The sequence below is a fragment of the Pedococcus soli genome (assembly GCF_054782575.1).
This window is the reverse complement of record NZ_BAAGSF010000006.1, coordinates 214,234-227,572: the sequence shown is the minus strand read 5'-3', so window position 1 is coordinate 227,572 and position 13,339 is coordinate 214,234. Positions and strand designations below refer to the sequence as shown.

At 70.6% G+C, this 13,339-nt stretch carries 15 protein-coding genes; 7 read left to right on the top strand and 8 right to left on the bottom strand.

The window, feature by feature from the left end:
* Positions 1–8 precede the first annotated feature (8 nt).
* Complete coding sequence (locus ACYVKF_RS16340; protein ID WP_460967791.1) at positions 9–557, top strand: YbhB/YbcL family Raf kinase inhibitor-like protein; 549 nt, start codon at positions 9–11, stop codon at positions 555–557.
* A 21-nt stretch (positions 558–578) separates the two neighbouring features.
* Here the strand turns inward: ACYVKF_RS16340 and ACYVKF_RS16335 are convergent, their stop codons facing one another.
* The 5 genes from ACYVKF_RS16335 to ACYVKF_RS16315 form a co-directional block, all read right to left on the bottom strand.
* On the bottom strand, positions 579–1,388 hold the full coding sequence (locus tag ACYVKF_RS16335) for a TrmH family RNA methyltransferase (protein WP_460967790.1): 810 nt from the start codon (positions 1,386–1,388) through the stop codon (positions 579–581).
* Between the two features lie 86 nt (positions 1,389–1,474).
* Positions 1,475–2,251 carry a sulfite exporter TauE/SafE family protein gene (locus ACYVKF_RS16330; RefSeq protein WP_460967788.1) on the bottom strand — a complete coding sequence of 259 codons (777 nt, stop codon included), beginning with the start codon at positions 2,249–2,251 and terminating at the stop codon, positions 1,475–1,477.
* A 70-nt stretch (positions 2,252–2,321) separates the two neighbouring features.
* On the bottom strand, positions 2,322–3,560 hold the full coding sequence (locus ACYVKF_RS16325) for an SPFH domain-containing protein (protein WP_460967787.1): 1,239 nt from the start codon (positions 3,558–3,560) through the stop codon (positions 2,322–2,324).
* A 3-nt stretch (positions 3,561–3,563) separates the two neighbouring features.
* Positions 3,564–4,031, bottom strand: a complete 468-nt coding sequence (locus ACYVKF_RS16320; RefSeq protein ID WP_056918974.1) for an NfeD family protein — start codon at positions 4,029–4,031, stop codon at positions 3,564–3,566.
* A gap of 31 nt (positions 4,032–4,062) precedes the next feature.
* A complete protein-coding gene (locus tag ACYVKF_RS16315; protein WP_056914367.1) occupies positions 4,063–4,881 on the bottom strand; it encodes an ABC transporter ATP-binding protein in 819 nt (272 codons plus the stop codon).
* Positions 4,882–4,913: 32 nt separating this feature from the next.
* Here ACYVKF_RS16315 and ACYVKF_RS16310 point away from each other — a divergent pair, with 32 nt between their 5' ends.
* A complete protein-coding gene (locus ACYVKF_RS16310) occupies positions 4,914–5,681 on the top strand; it encodes a hypothetical protein (protein WP_460967784.1) in 768 nt (255 codons plus the stop codon).
* 153 nt (positions 5,682–5,834) lie between these two features.
* Positions 5,835–7,307, top strand: a complete 1,473-nt coding sequence (locus ACYVKF_RS16305; RefSeq protein WP_460967782.1) for an HNH endonuclease signature motif containing protein — start codon at positions 5,835–5,837, stop codon at positions 7,305–7,307.
* A gap of 18 nt (positions 7,308–7,325) precedes the next feature.
* On the opposite strand, the gene ACYVKF_RS16300 is transcribed toward ACYVKF_RS16305, so the two are convergent.
* The 3 genes from ACYVKF_RS16300 to glgA all read right to left on the bottom strand — a co-directional run bounded on the left by ACYVKF_RS16300 (position 7,326) and on the right by glgA (position 9,069).
* Positions 7,326–7,499, bottom strand: coding sequence for a hypothetical protein (locus tag ACYVKF_RS16300; RefSeq protein WP_460967780.1), 174 nt, complete (start codon positions 7,497–7,499; stop codon positions 7,326–7,328).
* 120 nt (positions 7,500–7,619) lie between these two features.
* Positions 7,620–7,793, bottom strand: a complete 174-nt coding sequence (locus tag ACYVKF_RS16295; RefSeq protein ID WP_460967778.1) for a hypothetical protein — start codon at positions 7,791–7,793, stop codon at positions 7,620–7,622.
* A gap of 67 nt (positions 7,794–7,860) precedes the next feature.
* Entirely contained in the window at positions 7,861–9,069 is a 1,209-nt protein-coding gene (gene glgA / locus ACYVKF_RS16290; protein WP_460967776.1) for a glycogen synthase, read from the bottom strand.
* Between the two features lie 76 nt (positions 9,070–9,145).
* Here glgA and glgC point away from each other — a divergent pair, with 76 nt between their 5' ends.
* Genes glgC through ACYVKF_RS16270 form a run of 4 tightly spaced genes read left to right on the top strand, consistent with a single transcriptional unit; the run spans position 9,146 to position 13,337 of the window.
* Complete coding sequence (gene glgC, locus ACYVKF_RS16285; RefSeq protein ID WP_056918970.1) at positions 9,146–10,399, top strand: glucose-1-phosphate adenylyltransferase; 1,254 nt, start codon at positions 9,146–9,148, stop codon at positions 10,397–10,399.
* Complete coding sequence (locus tag ACYVKF_RS16280) at positions 10,396–11,214, top strand: LLM class F420-dependent oxidoreductase (RefSeq protein ID WP_056914362.1); 819 nt, start codon at positions 10,396–10,398, stop codon at positions 11,212–11,214. The genes glgC and ACYVKF_RS16280 overlap by 4 nt, the downstream gene beginning before the upstream one ends.
* Positions 11,215–11,236: 22 nt before the next feature.
* Positions 11,237–12,460 carry a phosphoserine phosphatase SerB gene (gene serB, locus ACYVKF_RS16275; protein ID WP_460967773.1) on the top strand — a complete coding sequence of 408 codons (1,224 nt, stop codon included), beginning with the start codon at positions 11,237–11,239 and terminating at the stop codon, positions 12,458–12,460.
* A gap of 16 nt (positions 12,461–12,476) precedes the next feature.
* On the top strand, positions 12,477–13,337 hold the full coding sequence (locus ACYVKF_RS16270; protein ID WP_460967771.1) for a cyanophycinase: 861 nt from the start codon (positions 12,477–12,479) through the stop codon (positions 13,335–13,337).
* Positions 13,338–13,339: the final 2 nt, after the last annotated feature.

Genomic DNA, 13,339 nt, shown 5'->3' with positions numbered 1-13,339 from the left:
TTCGGGGCATGACTCTCGAGCGCCCCGTCGCCCCCAACCCCTACGACCTGCTCCCGCAGGTGCCCGCACTCACCGTGAGCAGCAGCTCCTTCGAGGACGGAGGGACGCTCCCGGACGCGCACGTGTTCGACGACTGGGGCTTCAGCGGCGGCAACACCTCGCCGCAGCTGTCCTGGAGCGGGGCACCCGAAGGCACGAAGTCGTTCGTCGTCACCTGCTTCGACCCGGACGCGCCGACCCCGTCGGGCTTCTGGCACTGGGTCGTCGTCGGCATCCCCGCCGACACCACCGAGCTGGCGGAGGGCGCAGGCGCCGAAGGTGGCGCGTCCCTGCCGGAGGGGGCCTTCATGGTGGCCACCGACTACGGGACGAAGGCCTTCGGCGGCGCCGCCCCGCCCGAGGGAGACCGGGCCCACCGGTACCTGTTCGCGGTGAGCGCCCTCGACACCGACGACCTCGGCATCGACGACTCGGTGTCCCCCGCCGTGGCCGCCTTCAACACCGGCTTCCACACCCTGGCGCGCGGCGTCGTCTCGGCGACGTACCAGAACGGCTGACCTCCGCCGTCGTCGGCTCGATCAGCGCGGTCGCAGTGCCCAGGCTGCGACCGCGCCTGCTGCCGCGACGTTGAGCGAGTCGACTCCCCCCGCCATCGGGATCGTGACCGTGAGGTCGGCAGCCTCGAGCGTCCGCCGCGACAGGCCGTCACCCTCCGTGCCGAGGACCAGCGCCAGGCGCTCGGGCGGGTCGGCGGCCAGGTCGTCGAGGCTGACTGCGTCGTCGGCCAGGGCCAGCGTGGCCACGGTGAACCCGAGGTCACGCAGGTCCTGGATCCCGCCGGGCCACGGGTCGATCCGGGTCCACGGCACTTGGAAGACCGTGCCCATCGAGACCCGGATCGCCCTGCGGTACAACGGATCCGCACACCGCGGGGTCACCAGCACCGCGTCGACGCCGAGGGCGGCAGCCGAACGGAAGACAGCTCCCACGTTGGTGTGGTCGACGATGTCCTCGAGGACGACGACCCGGCGGGCGTCGCGGACGACCTCGGCCACGGTGGGCAGGACGGGCCGCTGCATCGACGCCAGTGCCCCGCGGTGCAGGTGGAAGCCCGTGAGCTGTTCGATGACGTCGTGCTCGCCGACGAACACGGGTATGCCGTCCGCCTCGGCCCGTTCGACGAGGTCCGCGAGGTCGGTCAGCCAACGCTGCGCCATGAGGTAGCTGCGCGGCCGGTGTCCTGCGGCCAGCGCCCGCCGGATGACCTTCTCGGACTCCGCGATGTAGAGCCCCCGCTCCGGCTCGGTGCGACGCCGCAGCGCCACGTCGGTGAGCGACACGTAGTCGGCGAGTCGCTCGTCGTCGGGGGTGGTGATCGCGATGGGCACGGCCAGCAGGCTAGGACACGACGGAGGCCGGCCGGGCACCGGCGCCTGCGGCGGGAGCTGCCGCCGGCGGCATACGAGGTCGGGGCTCAGCTGAACCAGACGATCTTGACGATCCCCACGACGCCGACGACGAGGATGACCCCACGGAGCACCAGCGGCGGCAGGCGGCGCCCGACCTTGCCGCCGACCCATCCTCCCGCGAACGCCCCGATCGCGATGAGTCCTGCCGCCGCCCAGTTGATCTGGTCCCAGGCGACGAGCATGAAGGTCACGGCTGCGACGGCGTTGACGATGGTGGCGAGCACGTTCTTGTAGCCGTTGAGGCGCTGGATCGGGTCGGTCGTCAGCGCGCTCATCAGCCCCATGAGGATGACGCCCTGTGCGGCGCCGAAGTACCCGCCGTAGATGCCACCGACGAGCACTCCCGCCACGAGGGCAGGTCCGTGCCAGGCGACCTGGGCCGTCACGCCCCGTTCGCGGCGCTCTGCCGCACGACGGTTGAGACGGGGGCCGAGGAGGACCAGGAGCAGCCCCAGCCCGATGAGCACCGGCACGATCGCCGTGAACGCCTCGGGTGGCAGCACGAGCAGCAGCACCGCCCCGATCACCCCGCCCACCAACGACGCCGGCGCCAGCCGCTTGAGGGTCGGGCCGGCCCCCTTCAGCTCGTGCCGGTACCCGTGCACGCCCGTGATGCCACCGGCCACGAGGCCCAGCGTGTTGGACACGTTCGCCACCACGGGTGGGAAGCCGAAGAACAGCAGGGTCGGGAAGGTGATGAGGGTGCCCGAGCCGACGACGGTGTTGATGGCACCGGCGCCGAGGCCCGCGAGCAGGATCCCGAGGGCTTCAAGAACGGACATCCCAGCACCCTAACGACGAGCGCCGCCCCCGCGTGTGCGGGGGCGGCGCTCGTCGAGGTATGCCGCGTGGTCAGGCGCCCGGGGCGCGCGGACCGTCCTCCGGAGCCGCGGGCGGCTCGGTGGGAGGAGCAGTGGGCGGGGCCGGCGGCGCGGTGGGAGCAGCGGGTGGAGCGGGCTCCGGCTCCGCCGGAGTCGTCGGTGCCGTGGGCGGCTCGAACTCCGGCACGGCGTCGGCCGACGGCGGGATCGGCGGTGCCACCCGCTTGACCGGGTTGGCGTGCTCGGTCGCCTCGCGGCTGGCCCGACCCGCCTGCCCGCGGGCCTCGGCGAGGGCCTGCATCGGGTCCTCGAGCGTGGTCTCGTCGAAGGCGTCCTGCATCGGACCGGGGTCGACCCACTCGCCGTCGTCGCCCTGGTCGTCCGGGCGCGGCGCGTCCGCCTGGCCCAGGGCGCCACCGATGCCGCGCAGGGCGTCGGTGAGCTCGCTGGGGATGATCCACATCTTGTTGGAGTCGCCCCGCGCGATCTGCGGCAGCACCTGGAGGTACTGGTAGGCCAGCAGCTTCTGGGTGGGCTTGCCCCGGTGGATCGCGTCGAAGACCTGCTGGATGGCGCGGGCCTGGCCCTGCGCCTCGAGGATGCGGGCCTGGGCCGAACCCTCGGCGCGCAGGATCTGGCTCTGCTTCTCGCCCTCGGCGGTGAGGATGGCCGACTGCTTGGTGCCCTCGGCATACAGGATCTGGGCACGACGCTCACGCTCGGCCTTCATCTGCTTCTCCATCGACTCCTGGACGGAGTGCGGCGGGTCGATCGCCTTCAGCTCGACGCGGTTGACGCGGATGCCCCACTTGCCGGTGGCCTCGTCGAGGACGCCGCGCAGCTGGGCGTTGATCTGGTCGCGGCTGGTCAGCGTCTGCTCGAGGTCGAGCGAGCCGATGACGTTGCGCAACGTGGTGACGGTGAGCTGCTCGATGCCTTGGATGAAGTTGGCGATCTCGTAGACCGCGGACTTGGCGTCGATGACGGAGTAGTAGATGACCGTGTCGATGTTGACCACGAGGTTGTCGGACGTGATGACGGGCTGCGGCGGGAAGGAGACGACCTGTTCACGCAGGTCGACGTTGGCGCGGACCTTGTCGACGAAGGGCACCAGGATGTGGATGCCTCCCTCGAGGGTGCGTGAGTAGCGACCGAGCCGTTCGATGATCAGCGCTGTCTGCTGCGGGACGATGCGCACCGTGCGGAAGAGCACGATGAGCGCGAACGCCACCAGGATCAGCAGGACAACGAACCCTGCACTGAAGTCCACGACTTACTCCGATTTCTGACCCGCCGTGTCGTCGGTGACGATCACGGTGGCCCCCTCGATGGATACAACCCGGACCTCTTGGCCGGGCTGGCACGTGGCACCGTCACGGACGGTGCGAGCCGACCACGTCTCCCCTGCCACCTTGACGCGACCATCGGTCGCCGTGACCGTCTGGAGCACCCGGCCGTGGCGGCCGACCATGCTCGCCGCCCCGATGTCGTGGCTCGCCTCGGACACCATGAACTTCTTCTTGATCATGGGCCGGACCACCCCGAGCAGCAGCAGCGCCACGACGATTGCGACGACCACCTGCAACGGGAAGGGCACTCCCAGCGCCGAGGCAGCGGAGGCGGCCAGCGCCCCGCCGGCCAGCATCAGGAACACGAAGTCGACCGTGGCGACCTCGATCGCCGCAAGGATCAGGGCGATCCCCAACCACGCCAACCACGGGTTGTCCGCGAAGACGTCCATGAGTGCCCCCTTCTGTTCGTGTGCGGTAACTCTAGGACGAGGGGGATGCCCCAGTCGTTCCTGCGGCGACCTTGAGCCGGGCCGACCAGCGCTCCCCGCGACGCTCCAGCTCCAGCGGCATCCCGAAGGTGGCCGACAGGTTCTCCTCGGTCAGGGTGATCTCGACCGGGCCCTGCGCGACGATCCGGCCCTCGCGCAGGAGCAGCACGTCGGTGAAGTTCGGGGGGATCTCCTCGACGTGGTGGGTCACCAGCACCAGCGCGGGGGCGTCGACGTCGCCCGCCAGCTCGCCGAGCCGGCGGACCAGGTCCTCGCGACCGCCGAGGTCGAGACCGGCCGCGGGCTCGTCGAGGAGCATCAGCTCGGGGTCGGTCATCAGGGCGCGCGCGATCTGCACCCGCTTGCGCTCACCCTCCGACAACGTGCCGTACGTCCGGTCGGCGAGGTGGTCGGCGCCGAGGGCCTGGAGGAGCTCGAAGGCCCGGGCGTGGTCGAAGTTCTCGTACGTCTCGCGCCACCGCCCGACCACGCCGTACGAGGCGGTCACGACGACGTTGTGCACGACCTCGTCGTTGGGGATGCGTTCGGCCAGGGCGGCGGAGGCCAGGCCGATCCGGGGTCGGAGCTCGAAGACGTCGACGGCGCCCAGCACCTCGCCCAGGACGCCGGCGACGCCGCGCGTGGGGTGCATCCGGCCCGAGGCCAGCTGCAGCAACGTGGTCTTGCCCGCGCCGTTCGGCCCGAGGACGACCCAGCGCTGGCCCTCCTCGACCTCCCACGTGAGGTCGTCGAGAAGGGTCGTGTGGCCGCGGACCACACTCACCCCGGCGAACTCAAGGACGTCACTCATGGCACCGGACCCTATCGGCTTAGCATGATCGGGTGCCCGAACTCCCTGCCTCCGTGCGCCTTTCGCTGTGGACCACGCACGCGTGGGCGACCGGCTCGCCCTTGGAGGACGCGGTGCGGCGGGCCCTGCCCGACATCGACCACGTCGACGGCGACCTCGACCGCCTGTCCGTATGGCGCGACCTCGGCGAGCAGGCGCTCCTCGTCTCCCTGCCCGCTCCGGGCGACCTCGCCGGACTCCCCCGCGCGTCGGCCGACGCCCTGGGCGCCGCCGCAGGCGGAGGGGAGGCGGTGTTCGTCCCAGCCCTCGGCGGGATGCTGGTGCCGTCGATCTCGTCGTTCGGGGACGACGCCCGCGGTGGGCTGGACGTGGGCACCCGGGTGGACTGGACCGCATACGACTCCGAACCGGTCCCCCGCCACCGCATCGAGGCGCTCGAGGCGTCGCAGCTCGAGCGGCACCTGCGCGAGGATCTGCGGGTGGCCACAGAGCACCTCGACGCCCTCGGGGGACAGCCGTTCGCCCGGTCGGCAGCGCGGGAGATGGCCGATGCCGCGCTCGGTGGGCGGTGGGGCCTGCCCGGCGGGCTCCCGGGACGAGCGGCTCAGGTGATCGCCCTCGCCGGGACGGTGGGCCACGTCGTCGACGTCGCCATCGAGACCGGTGACGGGGCGTTGAACGCCGCCACGGCAGCGTCCCGGCACTCGCTGCTGCTCAGGTTGCAGCGGGCGGCCGACCACGCGCTGGCCGACGCCACGAACGCCGCGTGCGCCGTGCTGGCCGGCTGGCGACCGGCTTAGGAGGACACTCCTCCGGGCGGGCTCGCCCGCCACGTTCGACGGCCGAAGGTGCGCGTTGACTGGATGGCGAATCAGGTTCTGCTGTCAGCGAATTCGTATCTCTTGGGTGTGGAGAACTCTTCCACCATCTTCGAACACCTGTGCGATAGAGGTATGTCGACCAGCCCACTCGCCACGGCCCCGGACACCGCTCCGGACGGTGGCTGGGGCGTGCGGAACCAAGCATTGTGGCAGCGGACCGCTGCCGTTGCGGGGCGGTTGAACCGCGCCCAGGCCGAGCTGGTCGACATCATCGACGAGGTCATGACCGACCGGCACTGGGGCGAAGGCGGGTTCAAGTCACCCGAGCACTACCTCGTCGTCCGCGCCGGCCTCTCGCATGCCCACGCCGCTGACATCGTCGCCGTCGCCCGGCGACGCACCGAGCTCACGGACGCAGCTGTGGCGTTGGAGGCCGGGGAGATGTCCCTGGACCAGGTCGCCGTCCTGGCCCGCCACGTCCCGGTCACCCACCAGGCCTCGGTCACCCAGTTCGCCCGCAACGCGACCGTCACCCAACTCCGCCGAGCCGTCGCCCGCCACGCCTTCGCCGCCCCGGAACCGATGGCTGAGACAGGGGAGGCCGCGGACGAGGCAGAGTCGGCCGCTGAGCGGCGTGCCTGCGCCAAGCCCGACCTGGCCATGTCCTACGACGCCGACGGCCGATTCCAGCTGCGCTACTCCGCCCCCGCGACCATCGGCGCGCTGGTCGAACAAGCCGTCAAGGAAGCCAAGGACGCACTGTTCCTGCGCCGCCGCGACACCGACAGCGGTGACGCCAGCGACCCCACCCGGACTGGCCGGGCTGCCCCCGTCGACGACCGCTACGCCGGGTTGCCGACCTACGCCGACGCCCTCGAGGAGATGGCCACCCGCTCCCTCGCGGCGGTCACCTCCACCAGCAGGTCGGCGCACTACCGGGTCTACCTGCACCTCGACACGACCGGCGCCTGGGTCAACGGCGGGCACGCCATCCCCTTGCGCCTGCTCGGCCGGTTCATCAGCGACGGGCAGGTCCAACCGGTCTGGGAAACCGAAGGGCGACCGGTGTCCGTCGGGCGGGCCATGCGGATCCTGCCCCACCGCACCCGCCGCCTCATCACCGACCGCGACCGCGGCTGCCGGTTCCCCGGCTGCCCCACCACCGGGTTCGTCGAGGTCCACCACCTCCAGGCATGGGCCGACGGCGGAGCCACGGACACCGACAACCAGATCAGCCTCTGCACCACCCACCACGACGGCATCGACCGCGGCGACTACACCATCACCGGCGACCCCACCGTCCCCGACGGCCTGACCGTCACCAACCGGTACGGGCTCCCCATCAGACCACCCCGACCCCACGAGACCGCACCACCACCAGACGGCGACCCACCCGTCCCCGCAGGCACCTACCAACCACCCAGCGGCGGACCCATCAGCTGGAACGACCTCGCCCTCACCTCCGACCACGAGGCCACCCACGGCACACCACCCCCACCCGGGCTCAGCCTCGCCCCACCACCAGCAGCGCAGACCATCTCCTGGCTCAACGACCCCGACAACCCCGACCGCGGCCTCATCCGCACCAACTGGGGCAACCACTGAAGTGACCGCGGGGCGATGTCAACCGCGGGCGACGCCCGACCCGGTCCGGGCTTCGTCCTCGGTGACGTCGCGAACGACGTCGAGCCGATGGGGTACCTCATCGGACGGTTCGTCGCCATCGTCGATCTCGGCGACGAGGCTGCCGTCGTCGTGCTCGTCGATCGCAACACACCAACCGTCCCGTGTGACCACGTGCCGCTTCTTGTGGAGCGTCCTACGCGGCAGCGAAGCGAGGGCCGCCCACTCCTGGTCGTCCAGGTAGAAGTTGGTGCAGGCGATCGCAGCAGGTCCGTCACTGAGTCGGACCTTGTGTCACAGCTTGCGGGTGACGACGATGTCATCCTCACGCACCTCGCGCAGCCGCAGTCGAGTGCCCGTCAGGTACCGGTCAACGATGTCCTTGGTCACCGTGACGCCCTCCGGAAGCCGCGCCAGGAGGTATCCACGCTCACGCTCGACCACTGAGTACTTGCGCAGATCGGCCACGATTCGAGCCTGGTGCGGGACGGGTCCACGCAAGGTCGGAAACTGGTACCAGCACATCCGCGCGACCTCAGTCGGTGGCGGCTCGGCGGGCGAGGACGTCCTCGTAGACGCGCAGCGTCTGCTCGCCGATGCTGGCCCACGAGAAGGACTCCACCGCACGCTTGCGGCCGGCCAGGCCCATCTGCTCGGCGCGAGAAAGGTCGCTCACGGCCTCGGTGAGGGCGGCGGCGAGGTCGTCGACGAACTTCTGCGGGTCGAGCGGGATGCCGCTGCCGTCCTGGTGCTGTTCGATCGGCACCAGCCAGCCCGTCTCACCGTGGACCACCACCTCCGGGATCCCCCCGGTCGCCGTCGCGACGACGGCGAGCTCGCACGCCATCGCTTCGAGGTTGACGATGCCGAGCGGTTCGTAGATCGAGGGGCACGCGAACACCGTTGCCGCCGACAGGAGCGCGATCACCTCGGCGCGCGGCAGCATCTCCGCGATCCACACGACGCCTTCGCGGGTGGCCTTGAGCTCGTCCATGAGGCCTTCGACCTCGGCCAGGATCTCCGGCGTGTCCGGCGCACCGGCACACAGCACGAGCTGCACGTCGGGGGGCAGCTGCGCGGCTGCACGCAGGAGATAGGGGAGCCCCTTCTGCCGGGTGATGCGCCCGACGAAGACGACCGAGCGCTTGTCCGGGTCGACGCCGTGGCGCCGCACGACGTCGAGGTCCTCGTGCTGCGACCACAGCTCGGAGTCGATCCCGTTGTGCACCACCTTGACCCGATCGGGGTCGATGCCGGGGTAGCTGCGCAGGACGTCCTGCCGCATGCCCTCGCTCACGGCGATGACCGCGTCGGCGCCTTCGTAGGCGGTGCGCTCCATGAAGGACGAGAGGCGGTAGCCACCGCCGAGCTGCTCGGCCTTCCACGGCCTCATGGGCTCGAGGCTGTGGGCGGTCACGACGTGCGGCATCCCCCCGAGCAGCGAGGCGACGTGGCCGGCGAAGTTGGCGTACCAGGTGTGGGAGTGCACGAGGTCGGCACCGACGCAGTCGCCGGCCATCGCGAGGTCGACGCCCATCGTCCGGACCGCCGGGTTCGCGGCAGCGAGGTCCGGCAGGTCGCCATACCCGGTCGTGCCCTCCTCGACCACGGGCGCACCGAACGCTCGCACCCTCGTGTCGATGTCACCGCGGTCGCGCAGGGCCCGGACGAGCTCGGCGACGTGGACCCCCGCTCCGCCGTAGAGGTTGGGCGGGTACTCCTTGGACAGGATGTCGACTCTCACGGTGGCGAGCGTAGTAGCGGGACGGGTTCACGGACAGGGGTCGCCACAGGGGCGGGCATTCCCTAGGGTCAGCGGTATGCCGTACCGCCGCGGAGTGCCCAAGGTCCTTGCCATCGTCCTGGCTGGCGGTGAGGGAAAGCGGCTGATGCCGCTGACCGCCGACCGTGCCAAACCTGCGGTGCCGTTCGGGGGGATCTACCGCCTCATCGACTTCGCCCTGAGCAACATCGTCAACAGCGGCTACCTCAAGGTCGTCGTGCTGACGCAGTACAAGTCGCACAGCCTCGACCGTCACGTCACCAAGACCTGGCGCATGTCGACGATGCTGGGCAACTACATCGCCCCGGTGCCGGCGCAGCAGCGCATCGACAAGAACTGGTACCTCGGCTCGGCGAACGCGATCTTCCAGAGCCTCAACCTCGTCCACGACGAGAAGCCGGACATCGTCGTCGTGGTCGGGGCCGACCACGTCTACCGCATGGACTTCTCCCAGATGGTCAAGCAGCACATCGAGACCGGTGCGGGCGTGACCGTCGCGGCCATCCGTCAGCCGATCTCGCTGGCCGACCAGTTCGGCGTCATCGAGGTCGACGCGGACGACCACAAGAAGATCGGGGCGTTCCTCGAGAAGCCCAAGGACGCCAAGGGCCTGCCCGACTCGCCCGACGAGGTGCTGGCCTCGATGGGCAACTACGTCTTCGACGCCGACGTCCTCATCGACGCCGTGACCCGCGACAACGACCGCGAGGGCAGCCGGCACGACATGGGCGGCGACATCGTCCCGGCGTTCGTCGACGAGGGCCGCGGCTACGTCTACGACTTCAAGGACAACGTCATCCCGGGCGCGACGCCGCGCGACCAGGCGTACTGGCGCGATGTCGGGACGATGGACTCCTACTGGGACGCGCACATGGACCTCGTGTCCATCCACCCCGTCTTCAACCTCTACAACTACGACTGGCCGATCTACACCGACTACGGCCCGTTCCCGCCGGCGAAGCTCGTCCACGGCGCGATGGGCAAGTTCGGCGAGGCGCACAACTCGGCCGTCTCCCCGGGTGTCGTCATCTCCGGGGCCACCGTGACCAACTCGGTGCTGTCGCCGCGCTGCCACATCCACAGCGGGACGACGATCGACGACAGCGTGCTGCTCGACGGCGTCGAGGTCGGCCGCAACTGCGTGATCAAGAAGGCGATCATCGACAAGGGGGTCACGGTGCCCGAGGACACGAGCATCGGGGTGGACCACGACCACGACCGGGAGCGCGGGTTCATGGTGACCGAGTCCGGGTTGGTCGTCGTCGCCAAGTTCCAGGAGGTCACGAAGTGACGGGCGAGGGTCGCCCCATCCGCATCGGTGTCCAGCTCCAGCCCCAGCACGCCGACTACGCCTCGATCCGGCGCGCTGCCGCCGAGGCGGAGGAGATCGGCGTCGACGTCATCTTCAACTGGGACCACTTCTACCCGTTGTACGGCGACCCCGAGGGCGCGCACTTCGAGTGCTGGACGATGCTCGGGGCCTGGGCCGAGGCGACCGAGCGGGTCGAGATCGGCGCCCTCGTCACCTGCAACAGCTACCGCAACCCGCAGCTGCTCGCCGACATGGCGCGGACCGTCGACCACATCAGCGACGGCCGGCTCATCCTCGGCATCGGCTCCGGGTGGTTCGAGAAGGACTACGAGGAGTACGGCTACGACTTCGGGACGGCCGGGGGCCGGCTGAACAACCTGGCCCGGGACCTGCCCCTCATCCGCGACCGCTGGGCGAAGCTGAACCCTGCCCCGACGCGCGACATCCCGGTGCTCATCGGTGGCGGTGGGGAGAAGAAGACCCTCAAGATCGTCGCGCAGCACGCGTCGATCTGGCACGGGTTCGGGACGCCGGAGACGGTCGCGCACAAGCACGCCGTGCTCGACGAGTGGTGCGCCACGGTCGGCCGCGACCCCGGAGAGATCGAGCGTTCGGCCGGGGTGTCCCCCAAGCCCGGGCGCCTCCCCGAGGACGTCGCCGACTACGCGGCCGGCGCCCAGGCCCTCCACGACATCGGCACCCGGTTGTTCACCGTCGGTGTGGGCGGCCCGTCCTACGACCTCGGGCCCCTGCGGGACCTGGTCGCATGGCGAGACTCGCACGTCGAGGGCTGAGACAGGTCGGTATCGTCCGAGCGTGCCCGACGTGATGCCGCTGACCCTCCTCGTGACCATCTCGGGCGAGGACCGGCCGGGTGTCACGAGCACGTTCTTCGACGCGATCGCCGCGGTCGGCGCCGAGGTCCTCGACCTCGAGCAGGTGGTCGTCCGCGGTCACCTCACCCTCGCGATGCTCCTGGAGTCCGGCGAGGCGGACGACCGCCTCCGCACCGTGATCTACGACGTCGGCGACGAGCTCGACCTCAAGGTCAAGATCAAGAAGGGGACCGGCGACAGTCGTCGTCGGCGCACCGGGCGTGCGGCGGTCGTGGTCCTCGGTGCGCCCCTGAGGGCCGGCGGCGTCGCAGCCATCACCGCCCGGATCGCCTCGCACGGCGCCAACATCGACCGCATACGCAGGCTCTCCCGGTATCCGGTCACGACCGTCGAGTTCGACGTGTCCGGTGCGGACGTGGACCGGCTCCGACGCGAGCTCGCGCTCGAGTCGAGCGTGCACGGGCTGGACATCGCCGTCGCGGCCGGCGGGCTGGCGCGCCGCGGTCGCCGGCTCGTCGTCATGGACGTCGACTCCACGCTCATCCAGGACGAGGTCATCGAGCTGCTCGCCTCGCACGCCGGACGAGAGGCCGAGGTGGCTGCGGTCACCGCGGCCGCCATGCGCGGCGAGCTCGACTTCGGCGAGAGCCTGCGCGAGCGGGTGGCGGTCCTCGCTGGCCTGCCCGTGTCGGTCCTCGACGACGTCCGTGCAGCGGTCCAGTTCACCCCGGGTGCCCGGACGCTGGTCCGCACCCTGAAGCGGCTGGGCTTCACGGTCGCCGTGGTCTCGGGCGGGTTCATCGAGATCGTCGAGGAGCTGGCCAAGGAGCTCGGCATCGACCACGCCCACGCGAACCGGCTGGAGGTCCGCGACGGCGTCCTCACCGGCAAGGTGGTGGGTGAGATCGTCGACAGGGCGGCCAAAGCGGCGGCCCTGCGCCGGTTCGCCGAGGCCGAGGGCCTGCCGTTGTCGCGCACCGTCGCGATCGGCGACGGCGCCAACGACCTCGACATGCTCGAGGCCGCCGGGCTCGGGGTGGCCTTCAACGCCAAGCCCGTGGTCCGCGACCAGGCCGACACTGCCGTCAACGTCCCGTACCTCGATGCCGTGCTCTACCTGCTCGGCATCACCCGCGAGGAGATCGAGGAGGCGGACGAGGCGGACGGCACGCCGACCCCCGCTCCGCCGATCCCCCACCCCTGACTCCTAGGCTGGTGGGATGCCTCCGTCAAAACGTCGAGCGACACCGACCCTCCTGATCATCGGTGGTGCCGAGGACCGTGTCGGCAAGGCCACCGTCCTGCGACGCTTCGTGCGCCTCGCCGGCGGACGCAAGGCGAAGATCGTCCTGATCCCCACCGCGTCCTCGTTCCAGGACGAGGTGACCGAGGCCTACACCGAGGTGTTCACGCGTCTCGGTGCACCTGCTCCGTCCGTCGTGAACCCCCAGTCCCGCCAGGAGGCGCACGACGACGAGCTGGTCGCCCTCGTCGACCAAGCCACCGGCGTCTTCATGAGCGGCGGCAGCCAGCTCAAGCTGAGCCAGCGTTTCCCGGGCACCCCGCTCGGCGACGCCCTGCACCGTGCGCACGACCGCGGCGCCGTCGTCGGGGGCACGTCGGCAGGCGCCTCGATCATGAGCCAGTTCATGATCTCGATGGGCGACGAGGGCATCACCCCACGTCAGCGGCACAGCCAGCTCAGCGCCGGCCTCGGCCTGCTCCAGGGCGTCATCATCGACCAGCACTTCGCGCAGCGGTCCCGCTACGGGCGCCTGATGTCCATGGTGGCCGCCTCCCCCAGCCTGATCGGCATCGGGATCGACGAGGACACCGCCATCGAGGTGCGCGACCGGTCCGGTTTCACCGTCCACGGTGCCGGCGCCGTGTTCGTCCTCGACTGCCGCGAGGCGGTGTCCGACGCACCGGACGCCCGGCGTGGAGCACCGCTCATGGTCTCCGCTGCGGTCGTGCACTCGCTGCCCGCAGGCGCTACGTTCGACCTCTCCGAGGTGAAGCTCGTCGACTTCGTCGAGAAGCACGCGGATGCCGCCGTGGCCCTGGCCACGGCGAAGGCCTGACC

Excerpts from the sequence above, each read along its gene's own strand:
- ACYVKF_RS16340 (WP_460967791.1), top strand. The coding sequence starts at position 9 with ATGACTCTCGAGCGCCCCGTCGCCCCCAACCCCTACGACCTGCTCCCG.
- ACYVKF_RS16330 (WP_460967788.1), bottom strand. The coding sequence starts at position 2,251 with ATGTCCGTTCTTGAAGCCCTCGGGATCCTGCTCGCGGGCCTCGGCGCC.
- ACYVKF_RS16320 (WP_056918974.1), bottom strand. The coding sequence starts at position 4,031 with ATGGACGTCTTCGCGGACAACCCGTGGTTGGCGTGGTTGGGGATCGCC.
- ACYVKF_RS16315 (WP_056914367.1), bottom strand. The coding sequence starts at position 4,881 with ATGAGTGACGTCCTTGAGTTCGCCGGGGTGAGTGTGGTCCGCGGCCAC.
- ACYVKF_RS16305 (WP_460967782.1), top strand. The coding sequence starts at position 5,835 with ATGTCGACCAGCCCACTCGCCACGGCCCCGGACACCGCTCCGGACGGT.
- glgC (WP_056918970.1), top strand. The coding sequence starts at position 9,146 with ATGCCGTACCGCCGCGGAGTGCCCAAGGTCCTTGCCATCGTCCTGGCT.
- ACYVKF_RS16270 (WP_460967771.1), top strand. The coding sequence starts at position 12,477 with ATGCCTCCGTCAAAACGTCGAGCGACACCGACCCTCCTGATCATCGGT.